Raw genomic sequence first — 22438 nt, forward strand, 5'->3', positions numbered from 1 at the left:
TGGATTATAAGATATTGATTAGCAAGCAAATTCATCAAGATGGCCGCATTGCTGCTTGGCCACCGCATCGTTTGTATACAAGGTGCTCTTGCCATGCTGATGCTCGCTTCACTGCCTTTTGCTCGTCGCCTGCTGCTCGTGGGTGCCTCTGTTACGCTCGCACTCTCTTCGTTGAACGCCGAGGCGCAAACGCCTATTCGTTTCCAGCTCGACTGGCGCTTCGAAGGCCCGGCGGCACCCTTTTTGATGGCTGCCGAGCGCGGTTATTTCGCCGAAGAGGGGTTAAACGTTCAAATCGACGTGGGAAGCGGCTCAGCGGGCGCGATCAATCGCGTTGCCTCGGGCGCCTACGAAATGGGCTTTGGCGATCTCAACGCCTTGGTCGAGTTTCTCGCCGAAAACCCCGATGGCCCCGGCATCCATGGCGTCTATATCGTCTACGATGGTACGCCCACATCCATCTTCGTGCGCCGCGATAGCGGTATCGCCTCGCCCGCCGATCTGGTCGGCAAGACCATCGCCGCCCCCGCCTTCGATACCGGCTACCGCGCCTGGGGTATTTTTGCTGCCGCCAATGGCTTGGCCGAAGACGCCGTCGAGTGGCAAAACGTCGACCCTACGCTGCGCGAAACGTTGCTCACCCGTGGCGATGTCGATGCCATCACCGGATTTTACTTCACTAGCCTGCTCAACCTCGAAGAGCGCGGGCTGGGCGAAGACGAACTCACCATCATGCCGTTTCCCGACTATGGCGTACCGCTATACGGCAACGCCATTATCGTCAGCGACGCCTTCGCCGAGGCCAACCCCGACGCCGTGCGTGGCTTTTTGCGCGCCTTCAACCGCGCCTTGGGCGATACCCTCGATGACCCGCAGGCCGCCGTCGACTACGTCAAGGCGCGTGATGGCTTGATCGACACGGCAATGGAAACGCGCCGCCTCGAACTGGCGCTGCAAAGCGCTGTGGATACGCCCGATGCACGCCAGAACGGCGTGGGCGGCGTGGATGAGGCACGCTTGGCATCGGCGATCCAGCTGGTTGCCGATGCCTATGACCTACCGGCGGTGCCGTCGCCTGATCAGGTCTTCGATGCGCGCTATCTGCCGCCCGTCGAGGAGCGCATGCTGCTACCCGCGGCGGGAGAGTGAGGATGACGGCGTTCGTCGAATTCGATGCCGTCAGCCACGCCTACGATGGCTCGGGTAACGCCATCGAGGGGATCGATCTCAAGATTCGCGAAGGCGAGTTCGTCGCCTTCGTCGGCCCCTCTGGCTGCGGCAAGTCCACCTTCATGAAGCTCTGCACCGGGCTTCAGTTTCCTACTCAAGGTGCGGTCCGTGTGGCCGGAGAGGGCGTGGCGGGGCCGCTTAAGATCTCGGGCATGGCGTTTCAAAACGCCAACCTGCTGCCTTGGCGCACCACGCTCGATAACGTCTTACTGCCACTAGAGATCGTGCAGCCTTACCGCCAACAGTTTCGCAAACGGCGGGAGGAGTTCGTCGGCTGGGCGCGCGATTTGCTCGAAACGGTCGGGCTTGCCGACTATGCCGACAAATACCCGTGGCAGCTTTCTGGCGGTATGCAGCAGCGCGCATCGATCTGTCGCGCGCTGATTCACCGCCCGCAGCTATTGATGCTCGACGAACCCTTCGGGGCGCTTGACGCCTTCACTCGCGAAGAGCTTTGGTGCGTGCTGCGCGATCTATGGCAGGCGCAGCGCTTCACCGTCATCCTGGTGACTCACGATCTGCGCGAAGCCGCCTTCTTGGCCGATACCGTCTACGTCATGAGCCGCCGACCAGGGCGCGTGGTCGAGCGCCGCGAAATCGACCTGCCGCGCCCGAGGCCCCTTGAAGCCACCTACGAAAAGCCTTTCATCGAGCTGGTCCAGGATTTGCGTAGCCAGATCGGCGATATTCGCAGTTCCTGACGTTTCGTTACGATTTTACGTTTCTATTTGTCGTTCTAAGAGGTCACGTCATGCGCGCTTTTTCCCCTTCGCTCGAACGCTTGGCGCCCTGGGCAGCGGTCGTCGTATTAATCCTGCTGTGGGAGGGGCTGGTGCGTCTTTTTCAGGTGCCGAGCTTCATCTTTCCCAGCGCTCTGGACGCCGGTCGCGCGCTGATCGATTACGCCGGGCCCATTGGCAAGCACTCCTGGCAGACCTTTTGGACCACGCTGATCGGCTTTGGCCTAGGCGTCGTCGTGGGGTTGGCACTAGGCATCACCATTGGCGCCTCGCGATTTCTCTACAACGCCTGCTACCCGCTGCTGGTGGGGTTCAATGCCATTCCCAAAGTCGCGTTCGTGCCCATCTTGGTGGTGTGGTTCGGCATTGGGTCGGTACCGGCGATCCTCACTGCCTTTTTGATTTGCTTCTTTCCCATCGTGGTCAACGTGGCCACCGGGCTTGCTACGCTCGAACCGGAAATGGAGGACGTGCTGCGCGTGCTTGGCGCCCGGCGCATCGACGTGCTGTTGAAAGTAGGCTTACCCCGCTCGCTGCCCTACTTCTTCGCCTCGCTCAAGGTGGCGATTACGCTCGCCTTCGTCGGCACCGTGGTGTCGGAGACGGTAGCCTCCAACCAGGGCATTGGCTATTTGATGATGAGCGCGGGCTCGCAGATGCGCATGGGGTTGGTGTTCGCGGGCTTGATCGTGATCAGCGCCATGGCGATGGTGATGTACGAGCTCTTCTCCTGGCTCGAAAAACGCATGACCGGCTGGGCGCATCGCGGCCAGCGCTGATGACCCCTGACGGTTACCAGCGGTTACGTTTACCAGCGATAGAGCAGCGAGGCGCTCGTTGTATGGTCGGTCTGCTCACTGGTATCGTCCGGTGGCTCGGAGTTGTGCTTGATCTCGTGGGAGAGGCGCAGCGACATGCGCGAGTTGAGACGAGCGGTTAGGGCGGTCAACGAGCGCGAGGTGGTGTTTTGATCGGTGTACTCCACCGACATCTCCTGCTCGAGGTCGGCGAACTGTGAAAACTCCCAGCGGTAATCGAGGGCAGAGTAGGCCACCAGTAGCCGCTCGTTGTCGTCGTCGCGCAGGCGGTCATCACGGTAGCCGGGTCCTGCTTCCAGTGACAGGTAGTGACGCTCGCCGCTGAGGAGATGACGGCCGTAGCCGCCGATGACCGAGAGCTGCTGGTCGTAACCGGCAAAGCGATCTTTCTCCCAGCGGGCGAAACCAAAGAGATAGTGCGGGCCGCTGAAATCAAAGCGCTCGCGCGCCGAGAGCAGGTACTGCTCGGCGCTGGTCTCGCCATCTTTGCTGACGTTGCGCACCTCGCCGCGTAGCGAATGGGTGAAGGGACCCGTGAGCCACGTCAGGCGCGTCTTGCCGATCAGCGTGCGGCTATCGGTATTGCCCGAGAGCTGGGTGAAGCCGAGCTCGGCGTCGCCGCTGAAAATGGGCGCATCTTCGCCCGGCGCGGGCGGCGCATAGAACGGATTGGCGCTGGCATGAGATGCCACAAATAGGCTGCCAAGCAGCATGATGAATGGGCCCCTAGCCAACACCCTTCTCCCCCTTTAGTCGAAAAGCCTTTACCCGCAAGCGTGTCATAATGGGCCACAAATAGGCGCCTGAGTTCCGCTTGGGCGCGTTTTCCTTGCTGATTCTTCCTCTTGGCGATGCGCCCATGACTCCGCCACGCTCTCGCACCCTCGCCGAACTCCAGCGTTTTCGCCGCCCGCGCGCCAAGCGACGCTGGTACAAGCGCAGCTTTCGCCTACAGGTCATGCTGCTGGTCGGTCTCCTGCTGGCGGGCATGCTACTGGCCCAGGGCACCTACCTCAATCACCGCAAGGCCGACATCATCAGCCACCAGATGGGCGAGCGGGCGCTGGCGGTGGCCCAGAGCGTGGCGGTGATGCCCGAGATCATCGCCGCCTTTGCCGAGCCCGACCCCGCCGCGCGCATTCAGCCCATCGCCGAGCGCATTCGCCATGCCACCGGCGCGCGCTACGTCGTGGTCGGCAATTCCGAGTCGATCCGTTACTCCCACCCGGTGCCCGAGCGCATTGGTCAGCACATGGTCGGCGGCGACAACGAGCAGGCGCTGCGCTATGGCGCCTCCTACATCTCCGAGGCCACCGGTTCACTGGGCACGGCCATGCGCGGCAAGACTCCAGTGCGCGACGCCGATGGCAACATCATTGGCATCGTCTCGGTCGGTTTTATGCTCGACCGCGTGGCCATGGATATTGGTCGCTACACCAGCCTTGGCTGGGCGTTGGTGGCGCTGATGATCGTGCTTGGCTTTGCCGGGGCCTACTGGCTCTCGCAGCATCTCAAGCGCGTGATCCTGGGGCTCGAACCCTACGAAATCGCGCGTTTGGCGATCGAGAAAGAGGCGATCTTACAGTCGATCCACGAAGGCATTCTCGCCATCAACAGCGACGGCCATATTACGCTGGTGAATCAGCAGGCGCGACGCTTTCTCGACTTGCCCGACGATCACGTGTTGCTGGGACAGCCGATTCAGGCGGTCGTGCCCAATACGCGCCTGCTCGATGTGATCAGGCGCGGCGAACAGGAGTTCGACCAGGAGATGTGGCTTGGCGACCATCCGGTGGTGGTCAACCGCGTGCCGATTCTCTACGAAGGCGAAGTGGAGGGGGCGGTGGCGACCTTTCGCAGCCGCCGGGAAATCATCGACCTTTCTCAGGCGCTGACCCAAGCGAGCCGCGACGTCGATATGCTGCGCGCCCAGGCCCACGAGTTCTCCAACAAGCTCTATACCATCTCCGGGCTTTTGCAGCTTGACCGCCGCGATGAAGCGCTGGCGCTGATCCATCAAGAGACCGCCCGCGCCCAACAGCAGATGAGCTTTCTCATGCGCCGGGTGGCCGATACCGTTTTGAGCGGCACGCTGCTTGGTAAGCTCACCCGCGCGCGGGAGCTCGGTGTTGCCCTCGAGATCGACGAGCAGAGCTCGCTCTCCTGCCCGCTGACGCCTACGGGCCAGGAGGTAATGATGAGTGTGGTCGGCAACCTGCTTGATAACGCCTGCCACGCGGCGCTAAACGGCCCCCACGCCGAGAACCCTCGGGTGCGTCTCTTTTTCACCGACCTCGGTGAGCAGTTGCTCGTCGAAGTCGAGGACAACGGCTCAGGCGTGCCGCCTGCGCTTGCAGAGGCGATCTTCACCGAAGGGTTTTCGACCAAGCAGGGCAAGCATTTGGGCATTGGGTTGGCGCTGGTCGAAAGGCTTTGCCGTCAGCACCATGGGGCGGTGACGCTGGAGGAGAGCGAGCTGGGCGGGGCCTGCTTCATCGTCGTGCTGGATCGCGGGCTATGCGCTCAGCGTGCGCCAACGCTTGCTGAACGCCGACAATCACAGGGAGAACCATCGCATGGCCACTGACGTTTTGGCGCCACCGTACGGCATTTTGGTCGTCGAAGACGATTTTCGCATTGCCGAGATACATAGCGCCTTCATCGAGCAGAGCGATGGCTTTCGCGTCGTCGGCATGGCACGCAGCGGCAGCGAGGCGCGCGCCGTAATGGCCGAGCGCGGCGATGAGGTGGCGCTGATTCTGCTCGACGCCTATCTGCCGGACGTCGAGGGACTCACACTTTTATGGGATCTACGTCGCCAGTATCTGCACGTCGATATCGTCATGGTTACCGCTGCGCGTGAGGTCGAGACCATCTCCGAAGCGCTGCGCAGCGGCGTGTTCGACTATCTGATCAAGCCCATCGAGGCCGCGCGCCTGCATCAGATGCTCGCGCGCTTTCGCCGCGAGCGCGAGGCGCTGGCGTGCCGCAACGAAATGAGCCAAGACGAGCTCGATCACGTACTCGCGAGGCTGACCCCCGCACCGGCGCCGCGTGCTTCGCTCAGCGCGCTGCCCAAGGGGATCGACCGGCTGACGCTGACTAGCGTGATGGAGGCGCTGGCGGCGGCCTCGACGCCGCTGACCGCGATGCAGGTGGCCAAGGCGATGGGGGCGAGCCGTTCGACGGCTAGACGCTATCTCGAGTTTCTCGTCGCCGAGCAAAGCGTTAACGCCGAGCTAGGCTATGGTGACGTGGGGCGCCCGGAGCGGCGCTACCGGTTGTTGGAACGCGGTAGCGAGTGGCTGAGCGTGACCTGAGCCACCTCCTACTGAATGAACGTTATCCAGTCGTGAACACAATGAACAAAACGCCCAAAATAAACTTTTTGTTCTTTATGTTCACAAGCTTGTTCCAGGGGGGCGCGCTCTTCTAACGTGCGAGGCTGACATCACAACGACGTCATCCATTACAACGCACTCGTTACAACACTCGTAACAACAACGCAGCCATCACAATAACTACCGTACCCGTGGAGAACGCCATGAAGACGCTTTCGCTCAAACGCCTTTCCGTACTCGCTCTGCCGCTGGCAGCCCTCTCGGGGCTCGGCACTGCCGCTCACGCCCAGGAGTGGACGCCGACGCGCTCGATCGAGTTCATTGCTCCGGCCAATCCCGGCGGCGGCTGGGACACTCTGGTGCGCACCGTCTCGCGCGTGCTGCAAGAAGAGAACCTGGCCGAGCAGAACTTCGCCGCGATCAACGTGCCCGGCGGCGGCGGCGCCGTGGCCTGGGCTCAAGTCGCTCGCGATAGCGGTAACCCGCACAAGCTTTTCGCCACCAGCCCGCCGATCATTCTGGTGCCGCTGGCAGGCGCATCACGCTATGACCACAGCGATTTCACCCCGGTCGCGCGACTGATCACCGACTACTCTATCGTCTTGGTAGCAGCGGACTCTGAGTACCAGAGCATCAACGATCTGTTCGATGCACTCAAAGAGAACCCGAGACTCTCCATTGGTGGCGGTAGCGCCCCCGGCTCGATGGATCACATTGCCATCGCCGGTGTCGCGGCGGCGGCGGGTATGGATGCCGCTAGCGTCAACTACGTACCGTTCTCTGGCGGTGGAGATGCCATGACCAACCTGATGGGCGGCCATATCGAGGCGGTCGTCACCGGTGCCGGTGAAGCGGTAGGCCAGCTTGGCGAAGGCAGCCAGCTGCGTGCGCTTGGCGTCTCCTCTCCCGAGCGCCTTGGCGGCGGGCTCGAAGACGTGCCCACTTATCAAGAGCAGGGCGTCGATTACACCTTCGACATCTGGCGCGGCGTGATGGGCGCTCCAGATATGCCCGAAGAGGCGGTGGCCTACTACGAGGAGCTGTTTGCCGAAATGCTCGAAACCGACGGTTGGGAGCGCGCTCGTGACCAGCTTGGCTGGATCGATGCCTATCAGAATAGCGAAGAGTTCGGCGCCTTCCTCGATGAGCAACAAGAGCAGTTCAGTGGCGTGCTCCGCGAGCTAGGCCTGATCGCTCAGTAACCCGCTCGTAGCGACGTCTCCCCGGTGGCGCCTGCCCCCGGGGAGGTTTTCGTCCGTGTCCGATTCGTAGAGAGATACCCCATGACACGACTCAATACCAACCAATGGCTAGCGCTGGTCCTGGCGCTGGTGGCAGGTGGCTACTTGGCAATGGCCTGGCAGATCCCCACCTTCCCGCTACCCCGGCCCATCGATTCCGATCTTTTCCCCAAGGTGTTGGGCTTCACGCTCTTGCTGCTCGCGGTATGTTTGTTCTTCGAAACGCCGAGCGCTGCTGGAGCCGAAGAGGCCGAGGAAGAGCCCGCGACGTCGCCGCTATTCTCGCCCTGGGGGCGCGTCATCGTCACCGCCGTAGCGGTCGCGGCCTACGCGCTGCTGCTGGTGCCAGCCGGTTTCGTTCTGGCTTCTACGCTGCTCGGCGCGGGGCTTACCGCGTTCTACGGCTATCGCCGTCATGTCATCAACCTCGTCACCGTACTGGGCGTGGTGCTGGCGCTCTACCTCACCATGACGCGGGTCATGGACGTCTACCTGCCCACGGGCGTGCTGCCTTTCTAAGGCGGCTCTAGCGGTCAAGCGAGAGAATTTCCCATGGATGCCTTGAACAATCTCATGTACGGCTTCGGCATCGCGCTGGAGCCGATCAACATCGCCTACGTCTTCGCTGGCGTGTTTGCCGGTACCATCATCGGTATGCTGCCGGGGCTTGGGCCGATCAGCGCGCTGGCGCTGATGATTCCGATCACCTTCGCCATGGAGCCCTCCTCGGGGCTGATTCTGATGGCGGGAGTCTACTACGGCGCCATCTTCGGCGGCTCGACGTCGTCGATTCTGCTCAATGCCCCGGGCGTGGCGGGCACGGTGGCCACTTCCTTCGACGGTTACCCCATGGCCAAAAAGGGCATGGCGGGCAAGGCGCTGGCGATTGCAGCCTACGCTTCGTTCATCGGTGGCACCGTGTCGGTGGTCTTCTTGATGTTGGTGGCGCCGCTGCTCTCCAAGGTAGCGGTCAGCTTCGGTCCGCCGGAGTACTTCGCCTTGATGGTGCTGGGCCTGACGGCGGTGGTCTCCCTCTCTGACAAGTCGCTGGTCAAAGGGCTGATTGCCGCCGTGGTCGGCATCATGATCTCGATCGTGGGTATCGACCTGCAGACTGGTACCGAGCGCTACACCTTCGGCTCCATCCAACTGCTGGACGGTATCGATTTCCTGGTCGTGGCGCTAGGTATCTTCGCCCTGGCCGAGGTGTTCTACATGCTGCTGCGGGGCGGTGGCGGCAAAGAGGCGCCGCGTAACGCCATCGGCTCGCTCAAGCTTTCGCGTAGCGAAGTCAAAGAGATCGCGGGGCCGATCAGCCGCAGCTCGGTGTTGGGCTTTTTCACCGGCGTGCTGCCGGGCGCTGGCGCCACCATCGGCTCGTTTTTGGGCTACAGCATGGAGAAGCGCCTGGCCAAGGACGGAGACACCTTTGGCCAGGGCAACATCAAAGGCGTCGCCGCGCCTGAGTCGGCCAACAACGCTGCCTGTACCGGCTCCTTCGTCCCGCTGCTAACGCTTGGCGTACCGGGCTCCGGTACTACGGCGGTGCTGCTGGGCGCACTTCTGGTCATGGGCGTCAACCCTGGCCCGATGATGCTCGAACAGCGCCCGGACGTGTTCTGGGGCGTCATCGCCAGTATGTACATCGGCAACATCTTCCTCTTGGTGCTCAACCTGCCGCTGATTCCGTTGATCGCCAAGATTCTCGACATGCCCAAGCCGCTTTTGCTCTCGCTGATTCTGATCTTCTGCATGATCGGCGTTTACGGCATGAGCTTCAGCGTGTTCGATCTACTGCTGCTGCTCGGTTTTGGCCTTCTCGGCCTGGGTATGCGCCTGTTCGGTTTCCCGGCAGCACCCCTGATTCTTGCCTTGATTCTCGGCAACATCATGGAAGAGTCCATGCGCCGGGCGCTGCAGATCTCCGGCGGCGACTGGTCGATTTTCATCGACAAGCCGATCTCGCTGGCGCTGCTGGTACTCGCCGTGCTCTCACTTGGCCTGCCGCTGTTGAAAAAGCGCCGCAAGCGCGCAGTTTAACCGTTTCTTCCCCTTGTTAGCGCCCGTATGGGCGCTTTTTTTGATCCTTCCAAAAGTATTGATTGCCTCTTCCCAGATAGTTTATTGAATGGCGGAGCTGGTTCTGAATATTTTCCGCCATCTTGCCTACTGCTGGCACTTTACAAGATGTAGCCGCAAACGATTGGCGTCTTGTCGGCCATCGTTCATTTGAACGATGGTCTGCAGTCAGGGGAGGTAAGATACTGGTTAGTATAAGACTGCCCGATCGCCCCGACGAGGTGACTAACAACAACACGGGAATACCATTATGCACGATGATACGTCGCTGAAGCGCTCTGGTGTGGAGCGTCTGATGGCCGAGTTCAGTTCGTTGCTTTGGAGTATCAACCGGCTGGCTCAGGAACAGCCCCTTTCCAGTTTTCACCATGCGGCCTTTAAGTGTTTGCAGGAAACACTTCCTTTCGAAAAGGCCTGGTGGGGGCGTGCTGCACATATCGATGGTCACGTTAAAGAGCACAGCTGCCACTTGTTCAATCTCGAGCCGGAATTCATCGAGGATTGGCTCTTCATTCAGCACGAAGATATCACCATCGACCGAGTGCATCGAGAACCTGGACAAGCGGTCATCATCAATATGCGCAAGTTTACGCCGGGTCTATGCTGGCTTGGTGAACGTCACGGCTTGGGCGAATTGATTTGTGTCATTCATACCAATCCCCATACCCAGCTCAGCGATCATCTTTCCCTCTATCGCGCCCCTGGTGCACAGACGTTTAGCGAACATGATCGCCATCTATTGACCCATTTAATGACTCATCTTTCTGCGGCTGTCGATGCCAGCCAGGTTCGCACACTGATGGCACGTCGAGAACACCTGACCCAACAGCATCTGGTGCTGGCGGTATGCGATCACCAGAGCGTATTGCACGGCGTTGAGCGTGGTTTCGCGGATTTAATGCTGCTCGAGTGGCCCGGCTGGAAAGGGCCGAGACTGCCTGTTGAGCTGAATGAATCCGGCTATCAGGGTGAGCAAATCCGTATCCAGTGTCTCGCGGTAGACGATCTATGGCTGTTGACTGTTTATCGACGCGGGCCCTTGGCATGTTTAAGCGGGCGCGAATGCGAAGTGGCTCGGCAATTTGGTGAAGGACTAACTTACAAGGAAATTGCTCGCACTCTCGAAATAGCTCCCAGCACGGTGCGTCACCATCTGCGTAGTATTTATGGAAAGCTGGGCGTTCATGATAAAGCGAGCATAGCCAACTTGGTAAATCGCACGCCATTTGGCTGATTTAAATGCGCTGGGTCAGACAGTGATAGGCGCCCGTGAGTATTCAGGGATAAATATCCGATGCTCGTACCCGGGAAAAAAGAGTTCGAAACGCCGTTCACTTGTTATCTCTTTAGTGACTTTAAGATGGCATCGGTAGCGCTTAATTAACACTGCCCAGCAATCAAGCCAAACACGGCTTAGCTCTATGCTTTTTCTATAGCGACGCATTGCAGTTTCTTTTTAATCGGATGAAGCGTGAAAGCTCGTTAACAACGATAACCCTAAAGGAAACTTAAGTATGTCAACGACGCCGTCTACTCGTTCGGACTTACGACACACGGATCCACAGCGTTTTTTAGTGATAGCTGTCGTGGCCTTCGCCGCCATTGCCCCTGCCGTTTTAATGGCAGCGCCAGCCATTGCTGAGCAGTTAATAAGTCAGCTTGGTCTCATGCCAAGCCAGGTTGGCAATCTGTTTGCTGCCGAGCTTGGTGCAATGAGTCTCGCCACCCTCCCTGCCTATTGGTGGTTATCACGTTTTTCTTGGCGGCGAGTAGCGCTGATAGCCGGTGTGGTTTTCATCACTGGAAATGTGGCCTCTTCGCTAACCCAGGAGTACGGCATCCTAATGGGCTTGCGTATGCTGAGTGCCTTTGCGGGTGGCTCACTGATGGTGCTTTGTATTTCCAGTGCGGCCCTGACAACAAACAAGGACCGTGTCTATGGCTTCTGGGTCATGGGGCAGTTGGTAGTTGGAGCGGTCGGACTGGCTGTACTACCAGCGCTATTCGAGCGTTTTGGTTTGGCGATCGTTTACTGGCTACTGGCGGGGCTAATGGCGGCGTGTTTGCCGCTGACCAGAGCGTTTCCGGAACTTGAAGATCAACGGACCTTTACAACGAGTACTTCATCCTTGCCTCGCGTGAAAGCAGCGCTCGGCACTCTAGCGGTACTAACGTTCTATATCGGTTTGAGTGGGGTCTGGACATTTATTGGAAGTATTGCCAGCGGTAGCGGTCTCTCAGCCAAAACGAGTGGCGATATTCTTGCCTTGGCTACCGTAATGGGAATTCTGGGAGCCGCGACGGCTACATCGATTGGTGCCCGCGGGGCTCGCCGCCTCTGGCTGATGCTCGGCTACGCTCTCATGATCGTCGCCGTAGCGCTACTGCTGAAGACCCCGACGCTTTTGCGTTTTGCGCTAGCCGCCCTGATTTTCAAGTTTACCTGGACCTTCGTACTGCCCTTCATTATGACCACGCTTGCCGAGCTCGATACGTCTGGGCAGCTCATGAACACTACAAACCTTGTCATTGGGGGCGGTCTGGCAATTGGCCCAGCGTTGGCTGGTCGAGCGCTGGAGTCCAGCGGCGGGTTTGAATGGTTGTTGGTGGGGGCGATGGGCATCGTCGCATTATCGATGATGCTGGTACTGACGGCTCAACGACCTTCCGCCAGAGCTACCTCTGGTTCTTTATCTACTTTTGGAGAAGCATCATGACTCGCCGAACCGCCTTTTTTTTCGATGAACACTGCATGTGGCATAGCGCCGGGCAGTACGCTTTGACGATGCCTGTCGGCGGCTGGGTACAGCCACCGGCGGCTGGAGGGCTTGCTGAATCGCCTGAAACCAAGCGTCGCTTGAAAAGTCTGATGGAAGTTTCGGGACTTTTGAATGCGTTAGACGTTCGCTCGGCTTCCTGTGCCGACGAAGCTCTCCTGGAATCCATCCATTCAAAGGATTATTTGGATCGCTTTCGGGCAATGAGCCATGCCGGAGGCGGCGAGCTTGGTGATAATGCTCCCATTGGCCCGGGGAGCTACGAAATCGCTAGACGCTCGGTCGGATTAGCCATCGAAGCGGTCGCCACGGTGTTACGTGGCGAGACCGATAATGCCTATGCGTTGACGCGCCCTCCTGGCCATCATTGTCTGCCCAATCAAGCCATGGGGTTTTGCTTTCTTGCCAATATCCCCATCGCCATTGAAGCGGCCAAAAGACGTTTCGCTATCGAGCGTGTTGCCGTAATCGACTGGGATGTACATCACGGTAACGGCACCCAGGCGATTTACTACGACCGCGAAGATGTATTGACTATCTCGCTACATCAAGAGGGCTGCTTTCCGCCCGGCTATGCAGGCGATCTGGATCGAGGAGAAGGTGAGGGTGAGGACAGTAATCTCAATATTCCACTGCTACCAGGCGGAGGAGAGGATGCCTACCGCTACGCCCTGGAAAGATTGGTTGTCCCCGCGCTGGAGCGCTTTTCACCGGAACTGATTATCGTCGCCTGTGGTTATGATGCCAATGCTCTCGATCCACTGGCGCGCATGCTGCTGCCTAGTGAAGCATTCCGTGATATGACCCGTATCGTACGCGAAGCCGCTGAAAAGCTCTGTAATGGCCGCTTGGTCATGGTACACGAAGGAGGATATTCAGAGGCCTACGTGCCTTTTTGTGGTCATGCTGCCATCGAGGAGCTATCTGGTATCAAAACCGGCGTCGAGGATCCGTTGCTGGCATTTATCCGCGCCCAGCAGCCCAATGACCGGCTTCGTACATTTCAACGCCAGCAACTCGACGAGTTAGCGATCAGTTGGGGCTTTTAACCGTATTTACGAAATATCCAACTGACAGAGCTGGAGTCCAAACCCATTTACTCTACTGCTGGCGTCCGCACCGGGCGCTTTTTATTACAAATGAACACTCATGGTGCAGGCGGTCGTTTTGGTGCATGAAGGAGGTGCATTCTTTGTCGCTGGCTGCGCCGCGCTGGTGCGCAAGCATCAAGCCAAAAGATGTGTGGCTATTTCAAGGTTATGATTTGATAAAAAATATTTTCTAATGCGCCATCTTGGCGCGCCCCTTGCTTTGTCTCTTTTGCTGTTTCCGCTTGGCCATATAACAACCCCCATAGTGGGGAGCAAGGAGACTCAAGTGACCACGATCGACCTAACCGCTAAACCGCGCGCTCGGCGCTTTGCCACTACCCTGCTCGCTTCCGCGTTGGCCGCCGCAAGCCTTCACGCCGTCGCCCAGGAGAACGATCCCATCAAGGTCGGTATTCTCCACTCGCTTTCCGGCACCATGGCGATCAGTGAATCGACGCTGAAGGACACCGTCGAGATGCTTATCGCCCAGCAGAATGAAGCAGGTGGCCTGCTGGGGCGTCAGCTCGAAGCGGTGGTGGTCGATCCGGCCTCAAACTGGCCGCTGTTCGCCGAGCGCGCCCGCGAGCTGCTCGCCCAGGAGGAAGTGGACGTGGTGTTCGGCAACTGGACCTCCGTGTCGCGCAAGGCGGTGCTGCCGGTGTTCGAGGAGCTCAACGGCCTGCTCTTCTATCCGGTGCAGTATGAAGGTGAGGAGTCCTCCGAGAACGTCTTTTACACCGGTGCGGCGCCCAACCAGCAGGCGATTCCGGCGGTGGATTACCTGATCAACGAAGTGGGCATCGAGCGCTTCGCGCTGATCGGCACCGACTACGTCTATCCGCGTACCACCAACCGTATCCTCGAGGCTTATCTTCAGGACGAGTACGGCGTGGCGGAAGAGGACATCATGGTCAACTACACACCCTTCGGTCACTCGGACTGGCAGAACATCGTTTCCGAGATCCGCCGCTTCGGGGAAGAGGGTAAGCCTACTGCGGTGGTCTCGACCATCAACGGCGACGCCAACGTGCCGTTCTACCGCGAGCTTGCCAACCAGGGCATCGACGCCGCCGACATTCCGGTCATCGCCTTCTCGGTAGGTGAGCAAGAACTTTCCGGTATCGACACTGGCCCGCTGGTCGGCCACCTGGCGGCCTGGAACTACTTCATGAGCGTGGACACCGACGCCAACTACGACTTCATCGACGCTTGGATCGAGCACACCGGCGACGAAGAAGCGGTGACCAACGACCCGATGGAAGCCCACTACATTGGCTTCAACATGTGGGCGGAAGCGGTGCGCAAGGCGGGCACCACCGATGTCGACGCGGTGAAAGACGCGATCATCGGCGTTACCGTGCCGAACCTCTCCGGTGGCTATGCGGCGATGATGCCCAACCACCACATCACCAAGCCGGTGCTGATCGGCGAAGTGCAGGATAACGGCCAGTTCGACATCGTCTGGCAGACGCCCTCTACCGTTGCGGGCGACGCCTGGTCCGACTTTTTGCCTGGCTCACGCGATTTGATTGCCGACTGGCGCGCGCCGATGCGCTGCGGCAACTTCAACGTCGCCAACGGCTCGTGCGGTGGCAGCACCGCCGCGGAAGAAGCCGAAGCGGCGCTAGCCGAATAACACGTTTTATCCCCTGCCGCTTGCGGCAGGGGAGCACGCTATCTCGTCAGTTTTATCGTTTCACCGCATCTCGATTCACCTCCTAGTGACCCACTTTTAAACCAAGGAACAACCTCATGAGGCGTTTCCTTTTTCGGGGGCTTTGGTGCGCTCTGCTGCTGAGCATCGCGCTCGGTGCCCAGGCACAAACCGGCTCCTCTACCGCCAGCGACGAAGACGCTCAGGCGCTGCTTGAAGCGCTCGATGTCGGCTCCTACCACGACAAGGGCGAGGCGATCACCGCCATTTTGCAAAGCGATGACGAACGCGCGCGGGATTGGCTTCAGGCCTTACTCGATGGCCGTTTGCAGCGCACCGAGGAGGGCCGCTTCGTGGTGGTGCTGAACAATATCGGGCGCAACTGGCCGGTTGCCGATGCGCTGACCGAAGAGCCGCTGGGCGAGATGTCCCGGCGCGATCTCGACCGTATCGGCATCAACAACGCCTTGCGTAACCAGCTGAGAAGCGCCATTGCGGTGGTCGATCTCTATTCGCCCCGCGTCGAGCGCCGCCGCCTCTCTGCCGAGCGCCTATTAGGTGAGGTGGACGGCGATCTCGCTGGGCTGCTCGATACGCTGATCAGTGAGGAGGACGACCTCCAGGTGCGGCAGCGTCTTACGCAGGCGTTGGCGATCTACCAAACTGAAAATGGCGAGCTCGAGGGTGTCGAGACGCTCAAGGGCAGCCTTCACCCGCGCGCCCGGGTGGCACTCAATCGCGCCGCCAATGGTGACGACCCAATCGTGGCCGACGCCGCGCGCAGCGCTCTGGCCAGCATCGAACAAAACCTCAAGCTCAATCGCGGCGTCGAGACGCTCTACTTCGGCCTGAGCCTGGGCTCGGTACTGGTACTGGCAGCCATCGGCCTTGCCATTACGTTTGGCGTCATGGGCGTGATCAACATGGCGCACGGCGAGCTGATCATGCTCGGTGCTTACACCACCTGGATGATGCAGCAGCTTCTACCCGGACAACCTGGGTTGGCGCTGCTGCTTTCGATCCCCGCCGGGTTTTTGGTGGCAGCACTTGTGGGAATTGCCATCGAGCGCGGGGTGATTCAGTTCTTGAAGGGCCGGCCGCTCGAAACCCTGCTGGCCACCTTCGGGGTGAGTCTGATTCTCCAGCAGTTGGTGCGCACGGTGATTTCGCCGCTCAACCGCACGGTGGTGACGCCGGAGTGGATGAGCGGCTCGCTCATCATCAACGACGCGCTGTCGCTGACGCTGAACCGCATGGTGGTGCTGGGCTTTGCGCTCTTCGTCTTCGTGGGCTTGATGCTGATCATGCGCCGCACGCGGCTGGGGCTAGAGGTGCGCGCGGTGACGCAAAACCGCGCCATGGCGCGGGCCATGGGCATTCGCGCGACCCGGGTGGATATCCTCACCTTCGCGTTGGGCTCGGGTGTGGCCGGGCTTGCCGGGGTAGCGCTCTCCCAGCTCACCAACGTGGGGCCGAACCTGGGCCAGAACTACATCATCGACTCGTTCATGGTGGTGGTGTTCGGCGGCGTGGGCAACCTTTGGGGCACGCTCGTGGCGGGGCTTTCGCTTGGGGTGATCAACCAGCTGCTCGAACCCTGGGCGGGGGCGGTGCTGGCCAAGATCATCGTGCTGGTCTTCATCATCCTGTTCATTCAAAAGCGCCCGCGGGGACTCTTCCCGCAAAAGGGCCGTGCGGCGGAGGGCTAAGCGATGCCGAACGCGAATTCAGCGAGCCGCTTCTGGCTCACCCGCCCCTTTGGCGAGCGCGCCACGCAGATATTTCTGGGCGTGCTGCTGGCCGCACTCATCATCGTCACGGTACTCCACGTGGCGGTGCCCAGAGGTCACGCGCTACACGTTAACGCCTATACGGTGAACCTGTTTGGCAAGTATTTGAGCTACGCGCTGCTCGCCGTGGCGGTGGATCTCGTCTGGGGCTATCTGGGCATTCTAAGCCTTGGGCACGGCGCCTTTTTCGCCATCGGCGGCTACGCCATGGGGATGTATCTGATGCGCCAGATCGGCGATCGGGGCACCTACGGCCATCCGGTGCTGCCGGACTTCATGGTGTTTCTCAACTGGGAAAGCCTGCCCTGGTACTGGCACGGCTTCGACATGGCCTGGTTTGCCTTTGCCATGGTGCTGCTGGCACCGGGGCTTCTGGCGCTGGTATTCGGCTTTCTGGCGTTTCGCTCGCGGGTCACCGGGGTGTATCTCTCGATCATCACCCAGGCGCTCACTTTTGCCTTGATGCTGGCGTTCTTCCGCAACGAGATGGGCTTCGGCGGCAACAACGGCTTGACGGATTTCCGCGAGATTCTCGGCTTCAATCTGCGCAGCAGCGATACGCGCCTGGGGCTGTTTCTGGCCTCCGGCGTGGCGCTGGCGCTCGGGTACATCCTCTGCCGGGCGATCGTCACCAGCAAGCTTGGCCGGGTCTGCGTGGCGACTCGCGATGCCGAGGCGCGTACGCGCTTTATCGGCTACCGGGTCGAACGCTTCCAGCTTTTTGTCTTCGTGGTCTCGGCGATGCTTGCCGGTGTGGCCGGGGCGCTCTACGTACCGCAAGTCGGCATCATCAATCCGAGCGAGTTTTCGCCGCTGTTTTCCATCGAGATCGTTCTGTGGGTCGCCCTCGGTGGGCGTGCCACCCTCTATGGCGCCGTCATCGGCGCGATTTTGGTCAACTATGCCAAGACCGTGTTCACCGGCGTGATGCCGGATGCTTGGCTGTTCGCTTTAGGGGCGCTATTCGTGCTGGTCACGGTCTTTTTGCCCAAGGGGGTCGCGGGGCTTTTGCGCCACCTGCGCCGCCGTTCATCATCGACGTCACCAGGGGAGGCCACGGCATGAGCCTGCTGCAATCGCTCAAGGCCCGCGATCGGGTCTTCGACTTCATGGCGCCTACCGCCTCGCCGGTCGACGTGCGCCACGGCCCGATTCTCTACATGGAAGACGTGACCGTCAGCTTCGACGGCTTCAAGGCGATCAACAACTTGAACCTGACCATCGACGACGGCGAACTGCGCTGCATCATCGGTCCCAACGGCGCGGGCAAGACCACCATGATGGACATCATCACCGGCAAGACCCGGCCCACGGAAGGCAGTGTTTGGTTCGGCAGCCGCCATAACCTTCTGCAGATGAACGAGCCGGAGATCGCAAGCTTGGGCGTTGGGCGCAAGTTCCAGAAGCCCACGGTGTTCGAAGCGCTTAGCGTGTTCGACAACCTGGAGCTGGCCATGGCCGCCAATAAGGGTATCTTTCCCACCCTGACGGCGCGCATGACCGGCGAGATTCAGGACCGCATCGACGAAGTCCTCTCGATCATCGGTTTGACGGCGCTTCGCTTTCAACCTGCGGGAATTCTCTCTCACGGCCAGAAGCAGTGGCTCGAGATTGGCATGCTGCTCATGCAGCGCCCCCGGCTGTTATTGGTCGACGAGCCCGTGGCGGGCATGACCGAGCAGGAGATGGAGCGCACTGCAGAGCTTCTGGTAAGCCTTGCGGGTAAGCAGTCGGTGGTGGTGGTCGAGCACGACATGGGCTTCGTACGCTCCATCGCGCGCAAGGTCACGGTGCTGCACCAGGGCAGCGTGCTGGCGGAGGGCAGCATGGACCAGGTATCGAGCGATCCGAAGGTCGTGGAAGTCTACCTGGGTGCAGACGAGGAGGCGGCCTGATGCTCGCAATCGAAAAGCTCAACCAGTTCTACGGCGAAAGCCACACCCTGTGGGACCTGGATCTCGACGTACCCAAGGGCCAGTGCACCTGCGTGATGGGGCGCAACGGTGTGGGCAAGACCACGCTGATGAAGGCCATCATGGGGGAGGTGGCGACCAAAAGCGGACAGATGCGCTACGCCAGCGCCAACGGCGAGGTGGAACTGACCCGCAAGGCCGTGGAAGCGCGCTCGCGTTTGGGGATAGGTTTCGTGCCCCAGGGGCGGCAGATCTTTCCGCTGCTCACCGTGGAGGAGAACCTGCGCACCGGCCTTGCCGCACGCGGTGACGGGCTGAAGAAAATCCCTGAGCGTATTTACGAGCTTTTCCCCGTGCTCAAGGAGATGAAGCACCGCCGGGGCGGCGATCTCTCCGGCGGCCAACAGCAACAGCTCGCCATCGGCCGCGCTTTGGTGATCGAACCCAAACTTCTGATTCTGGATGAGCCAGGAGAAGGGATTCAGCCCAACATCGTTGCCCAAATCGGTCAGGTCATCCGCCAACTGATCGAAGAGGACGGGCTCACGGTGCTGCTGGTCGAGCAGAAACTGCCCTTTGCACGCAAGTACGCCGACCGCTTCGTGATCATGGACCGCGGCCGCCCGGTGGCCGACGGCCCCATTAGTGATCTCACCGACCAACTGATCAAGCAGCACCTGACGGTGTGAGTTATCCATATAGGGTGTGGCCATCACCTTCGGCCACAAAGTGGGGCGGCGAGTACGCTGTTGGATTACTCGCGCTGTGGTTGGGAAATCCCGAGTAGCGTAGCGTGGCATAACGAGCCCTAGCGAGGCATCCGCGACGGCGGCGATAGCCGCCCAGGAGCAATCGGTTTCGCGGATGCTTTGCGGCCTACATCGGCGCTTAAAAACGCAGATCCGCGCGGGCCCAGACCATGCGGCCGGGCTCGTTGATGCCGGTTTCGAGATCGGCGGGGTAGCCGAAGGCTGAGTTACCGGCGAGGTTTAGGTGCTCGGTGTAGGTGGTGTCGAAGACGTTATCCACGCCCACGCTTAGGGTGAGGTAGCTCGTTGCTCGGTAGGCGCCGTTGAGCGAGAACACCCCGAAGCCCGACGTAGATTCGAGATCCTGACCCACTACGTTGCCCTTGTCGCGAGCAATACGGTTCTGGGCTGCCACGCCGCGCCAGAGCCCGCCGATGGAGTAGGCATCCTGCTCGAAGGTCAGGCCGAGGTTGGCTTCCAGCGGTGGGATCTGCGGCAGTGCTTCGTGATCGTCGCGGTTGCGTCCCCAGGCGTAGGCAAGCGAAGCATTGCCGACCCAACTGTCGCTGAACTGATAGCGAGCGCCTACTTCGGCACCGGCGATCTGAGCATCGACGTTACCGATCTGCGTGTCACCCATGTTGGGGGCATAGTCGAAGAGGATGAAATCGTTGACTACGCCAGCATAGCCCGACACCCAAGCGTTAAGGCGCTCGGTCGTGTACTGGGCGCCGATATCGAGTTGAGTGGTTTTTTCGGGCTGTACGCCGTCGAAGGCGTTTAAGCTGCCTTCCGGTCCGGGGTGGTAGACGCTCATCTCCCAGTAGTCGGGAAAGCGTTCTACGTAGCCAACACCGGTGTACCAGGTCACGGGAGTGCTTGCGAGATCCTGCTCGTAGCGTAGAAAGGCGCTGGGCAGGGTGTCGCGACGGGTCTGACCGGCTGTGTCCGTGTTCAGGCTTTCGTCGCTGGCGCGGTAGCGGTCGAGCCGGGCGCCGCCGATGAGGCGGTCGCGCTCGCCGATAAAGCGGGTGACTTCGCTGAAGGCGCCGAACTGGGTCAGCTCGTAGTCGGGCTGCCAGTGGCTACCCTCCTCATTGCGGTGAACTTGACGCTCTGCATCCACCCCGGCGGTCCAGGTCGTGTTTTCCCACTCCCAGGTAGACGCGACACGCGCGCTTCGCGTACGGCGATCGACGCGCATGGCCATGCCCTCGCTCATATCCATGCCGCCGCCCATGTCCATGCCACCGCCCATATCCATGCCGCCGCCCATATCCATACCGCCACCGTGGCCCATGTCCATGTGGCCGGGTTCGCGCAGGGTGAAGTCATCCATGATGTGATCGGCGTAGGCGTAGTTGGCCTGCATTTCTAGCCGTTTCCAGTGTTCGCCCAGATTCTCGCGACGAAAGCGCAGGCCTACGGTTTCGCGCAAGAATTTGCTGCCATCCATGCTGCGGCCAGCGTAGCGCGCCTCGCCGTCGCCGCGCCCGGCGGTCAATTCGAACCAGGTATCTTCGTCAGGCGTCCAGCCGATGGCCACGTCGCCGTTCCATTTGTCCCACTGCGAGGGCACGACGTTGCCATCGCCATCCTTGTAGTCGTTCGCTTCGGACTGGTTGCCGGTAAGGCGCAGATATCCCTCCTGGTTACCCACGGCAGCGTCGATACGCCGATCGAAGCGCCCGTAGGTGCCGGTCATGACGCTGGCGTCGATCCGTGTGCCTGGCTCCTCGAATTCTTCGGGCCCACGGTCGAAACGCACGGTGGCCGCCGAGGCGCCCGGCCCCCAGATGACCGACTGTGGCCCCTTGGTCACGGTGAGGCTGTCGTAATTTTCCGGCGAGATATAGGAGGTTGGCGCGTCCATGCGCGCCGGGCAGGCGCCCAGCATCTGGCTACCGTTGGTCAATACGCGCAGACGCGAGCCGAACATGCCACGAAACACCGGATCACCGTTGGTTCCGCCGTTACGGATGGCGGAGAAACCGGGGATGGTTTGTAAATAGTCGGCGCCGTCGCTCGCGGGTGCAGGCTGGCGAGGAATACGCGGGTCGGTCTCGACGGTGAGCGGTGAGGCGGTGGGCACACCCGTCACTACCAGCGTATCGAGGGTATGGCGATGGGCGTCAGGAAACGACGATTGGGCCATTGCTGAGTGAGCGAGCAGCGTCGAAGCCACTGCTACGCCGAGCGTCAAGACGCGTGGGTTAAAGCGCTGAGGTGGCGCGGACATCGCGGCTTTCGAATAGACAGGCGCGACGACGCCATGCCCCTTTACGGAAATTGGCACGATGATCCCTTTCTTTTAGTTAAACGCGCGTTATCGGCAGAGGCGGTGCCTAGCCAAAACGCTTAGTGAATGTGGTCTTCAAGCGTTCAGAAAGGGCGGTGCACGAGGTCGGGCATGGGGGTAACGGTCGCCGGGGATAAACGCTTTCGGCGAGTGCTTGCAAGGCGGCGCATCAAGCAGAAACGCCTGCCGGGCAATGGCGGGAAGCGATGCATGAGCGGTAGGAAACTGCTGCCAGAGCGAGCAGTAACCGCACTCGTGAAACCAAGTGAAGATAGCCGGTAGCGGCTCGGCCGTGCTGGTAGACGCTGAGGCGTGAACGTGATGATCATGCCCGTGGTGGTGATGTGCAGGCTGGTTTGCCTGGGCAGTGGCGTGGTGATGGCCGTGCGCCGCATGGTGATCGCTTGCTTGGAGCTGGGAGATGACCGGGCCCAACAGCAAAAGCCACATGGCCGCCATCGCCACCCAGAGTGCGGGGCGATACCACGAGGTAGTCGTGCAGCGTAGTGGAACGGTCGGTGGCAAGGGCATGACTACCAAGCAAAGACAGCGTAGGCTGATTGTGTGAGCACTATGATGGTAGCGAATTGTCGCTATGACGGCAGTGGTTTGGCTGCGGTCTTTTGCCACAGCGGGCGAAGTAAGCTGAGCAACGGCGACATTAGAATCCAAAGCAATGCACCATATTGGTTCTTTTTAAGTTTAACTGGTGACTT

General features: G+C 60.4%; 19 protein-coding genes. 16 read left to right on the top strand and 3 right to left on the bottom strand.

The features are described 5' to 3' along the window. Window positions 1–93 precede the first annotated feature (93 nt). Genes LLY24_RS01615 through LLY24_RS01625 form a run of 3 tightly spaced genes read left to right on the top strand, consistent with a single transcriptional unit; the run spans window position 94 to window position 2749 of the window. Window positions 94–1149, top strand: a complete 1056-nt coding sequence (locus LLY24_RS01615) for an ABC transporter substrate-binding protein (RefSeq protein WP_259034515.1) — start codon at window positions 94–96, stop codon at window positions 1147–1149. A 2-nt stretch (window positions 1150–1151) separates the two neighbouring features. Further along, the gene (locus LLY24_RS01620) at window positions 1152–1931 is read left to right on the top strand and encodes an ABC transporter ATP-binding protein (protein ID WP_259034516.1); all 780 of its coding nucleotides are present in this window, start codon (window positions 1152–1154) and stop codon (window positions 1929–1931) included. Between the two features lie 50 nt (window positions 1932–1981). Further along, complete coding sequence (locus tag LLY24_RS01625) at window positions 1982–2749, top strand: ABC transporter permease (RefSeq protein ID WP_259034517.1); 768 nt, start codon at window positions 1982–1984, stop codon at window positions 2747–2749. A 29-nt stretch (window positions 2750–2778) separates the two neighbouring features. Here LLY24_RS01625 and LLY24_RS01630 read toward each other — a convergent pair whose 3' ends face one another. Next, window positions 2779–3501, bottom strand: a complete 723-nt coding sequence (locus LLY24_RS01630; RefSeq protein ID WP_259034891.1) for a DUF481 domain-containing protein — start codon at window positions 3499–3501, stop codon at window positions 2779–2781. Between the two features lie 146 nt (window positions 3502–3647). On the opposite strand from LLY24_RS01630, the gene LLY24_RS01635 reads away from it, so the two are divergent. The 13 genes from LLY24_RS01635 to urtE all read left to right on the top strand — a co-directional run bounded on the left by LLY24_RS01635 (window position 3648) and on the right by urtE (window position 19363). Beyond that, a complete protein-coding gene (locus LLY24_RS01635) occupies window positions 3648–5375 on the top strand; it encodes an ATP-binding protein (RefSeq protein WP_259034518.1) in 1728 nt (575 codons plus the stop codon). Further along, a complete protein-coding gene (locus LLY24_RS01640) occupies window positions 5365–6108 on the top strand; it encodes a response regulator (protein ID WP_259034519.1) in 744 nt (247 codons plus the stop codon). Before LLY24_RS01635 ends, LLY24_RS01640 begins: the two co-directional genes overlap by 11 nt. Before the next feature lie 224 nt (window positions 6109–6332). Continuing rightward, complete coding sequence (locus LLY24_RS01645) at window positions 6333–7331, top strand: Bug family tripartite tricarboxylate transporter substrate binding protein (RefSeq protein WP_259034520.1); 999 nt, start codon at window positions 6333–6335, stop codon at window positions 7329–7331. An 81-nt stretch (window positions 7332–7412) separates the two neighbouring features. After that, complete coding sequence (locus LLY24_RS01650; protein ID WP_259034521.1) at window positions 7413–7889, top strand: tripartite tricarboxylate transporter TctB family protein; 477 nt, start codon at window positions 7413–7415, stop codon at window positions 7887–7889. Between the two features lie 33 nt (window positions 7890–7922). Further along, window positions 7923–9410 carry a tripartite tricarboxylate transporter permease gene (locus LLY24_RS01655; protein WP_259034522.1) on the top strand — a complete coding sequence of 496 codons (1488 nt, stop codon included), beginning with the start codon at window positions 7923–7925 and terminating at the stop codon, window positions 9408–9410. Window positions 9411–9699: 289 nt separating this feature from the next. Then, window positions 9700–10683 carry a helix-turn-helix transcriptional regulator gene (locus tag LLY24_RS01660; protein WP_259034523.1) on the top strand — a complete coding sequence of 328 codons (984 nt, stop codon included), beginning with the start codon at window positions 9700–9702 and terminating at the stop codon, window positions 10681–10683. Between the two features lie 280 nt (window positions 10684–10963). Next, the gene (locus tag LLY24_RS01665) at window positions 10964–12166 is read left to right on the top strand and encodes an MFS transporter (protein WP_259034524.1); all 1203 of its coding nucleotides are present in this window, start codon (window positions 10964–10966) and stop codon (window positions 12164–12166) included. After that, window positions 12163–13275, top strand: a complete 1113-nt coding sequence (locus LLY24_RS01670) for a class II histone deacetylase (RefSeq protein ID WP_259034525.1) — start codon at window positions 12163–12165, stop codon at window positions 13273–13275. Before LLY24_RS01665 ends, LLY24_RS01670 begins: the two co-directional genes overlap by 4 nt. Before the next feature lie 328 nt (window positions 13276–13603). Beyond that, window positions 13604–14953, top strand: a complete 1350-nt coding sequence (gene urtA, locus LLY24_RS01675; protein ID WP_259034526.1) for an urea ABC transporter substrate-binding protein — start codon at window positions 13604–13606, stop codon at window positions 14951–14953. Between the two features lie 116 nt (window positions 14954–15069). Continuing rightward, window positions 15070–16680, top strand: coding sequence for an urea ABC transporter permease subunit UrtB (gene urtB, locus LLY24_RS01680; protein ID WP_259034527.1), 1611 nt, complete (start codon window positions 15070–15072; stop codon window positions 16678–16680). A gap of 3 nt (window positions 16681–16683) precedes the next feature. Continuing rightward, on the top strand, window positions 16684–17826 hold the full coding sequence (gene urtC / locus LLY24_RS01685) for an urea ABC transporter permease subunit UrtC (RefSeq protein WP_259034528.1): 1143 nt from the start codon (window positions 16684–16686) through the stop codon (window positions 17824–17826). Beyond that, on the top strand, window positions 17823–18656 hold the full coding sequence (urtD, locus tag LLY24_RS01690; protein WP_259034529.1) for an urea ABC transporter ATP-binding protein UrtD: 834 nt from the start codon (window positions 17823–17825) through the stop codon (window positions 18654–18656). The genes urtC and urtD overlap by 4 nt, the downstream gene beginning before the upstream one ends. Next, window positions 18656–19363, top strand: a complete 708-nt coding sequence (urtE, locus tag LLY24_RS01695) for an urea ABC transporter ATP-binding subunit UrtE (protein WP_259034530.1) — start codon at window positions 18656–18658, stop codon at window positions 19361–19363. Before urtD ends, urtE begins: the two co-directional genes overlap by 1 nt. Window positions 19364–19562: 199 nt before the next feature. Here the strand turns inward: urtE and LLY24_RS01700 are convergent, their stop codons facing one another. Both LLY24_RS01700 and LLY24_RS01705 read right to left on the bottom strand, forming a co-directional pair. After that, window positions 19563–21719, bottom strand: a complete 2157-nt coding sequence (locus tag LLY24_RS01700; protein ID WP_259034531.1) for a TonB-dependent copper receptor — start codon at window positions 21717–21719, stop codon at window positions 19563–19565. 78 nt (window positions 21720–21797) lie between these two features. Then, a complete protein-coding gene (locus tag LLY24_RS01705; RefSeq protein WP_259034532.1) occupies window positions 21798–22247 on the bottom strand; it encodes a DUF2946 family protein in 450 nt (149 codons plus the stop codon). Between the last annotated feature and the right edge of the window lie 191 nt (window positions 22248–22438).

The organism is Halomonas dongshanensis (assembly GCF_024790395.1).
GTDB classification, from domain to species: Bacteria; Pseudomonadota; Gammaproteobacteria; order Pseudomonadales; family Halomonadaceae; genus Vreelandella; species Vreelandella dongshanensis.

Coding starts and splice junctions, on each gene's coding strand:
- urtE (WP_259034530.1), top strand. CDS start 18,656: ATGCTCGCAATCGAAAAGCTCAACCAGTTCTACGGCGAAAGCCACACC.
- LLY24_RS01670 (WP_259034525.1), top strand. CDS start 12,163: ATGACTCGCCGAACCGCCTTTTTTTTCGATGAACACTGCATGTGGCAT.
- LLY24_RS01625 (WP_259034517.1), top strand. CDS start 1,982: ATGCGCGCTTTTTCCCCTTCGCTCGAACGCTTGGCGCCCTGGGCAGCG.
- LLY24_RS01615 (WP_259034515.1), top strand. CDS start 94: ATGCTGATGCTCGCTTCACTGCCTTTTGCTCGTCGCCTGCTGCTCGTG.
- LLY24_RS01630 (WP_259034891.1), bottom strand. CDS start 3,501: ATGCTGCTTGGCAGCCTATTTGTGGCATCTCATGCCAGCGCCAATCCG.
- LLY24_RS01655 (WP_259034522.1), top strand. CDS start 7,923: ATGGATGCCTTGAACAATCTCATGTACGGCTTCGGCATCGCGCTGGAG.
- LLY24_RS01640 (WP_259034519.1), top strand. CDS start 5,365: ATGGCCACTGACGTTTTGGCGCCACCGTACGGCATTTTGGTCGTCGAA.
- urtB (WP_259034527.1), top strand. CDS start 15,070: ATGAGGCGTTTCCTTTTTCGGGGGCTTTGGTGCGCTCTGCTGCTGAGC.
- LLY24_RS01645 (WP_259034520.1), top strand. CDS start 6,333: ATGAAGACGCTTTCGCTCAAACGCCTTTCCGTACTCGCTCTGCCGCTG.
- urtC (WP_259034528.1), top strand. CDS start 16,684: ATGCCGAACGCGAATTCAGCGAGCCGCTTCTGGCTCACCCGCCCCTTT.
- LLY24_RS01620 (WP_259034516.1), top strand. CDS start 1,152: ATGACGGCGTTCGTCGAATTCGATGCCGTCAGCCACGCCTACGATGGC.
- LLY24_RS01660 (WP_259034523.1), top strand. CDS start 9,700: ATGCACGATGATACGTCGCTGAAGCGCTCTGGTGTGGAGCGTCTGATG.
- LLY24_RS01650 (WP_259034521.1), top strand. CDS start 7,413: ATGACACGACTCAATACCAACCAATGGCTAGCGCTGGTCCTGGCGCTG.
- urtD (WP_259034529.1), top strand. CDS start 17,823: ATGAGCCTGCTGCAATCGCTCAAGGCCCGCGATCGGGTCTTCGACTTC.
- LLY24_RS01665 (WP_259034524.1), top strand. CDS start 10,964: ATGTCAACGACGCCGTCTACTCGTTCGGACTTACGACACACGGATCCA.
- LLY24_RS01635 (WP_259034518.1), top strand. CDS start 3,648: ATGACTCCGCCACGCTCTCGCACCCTCGCCGAACTCCAGCGTTTTCGC.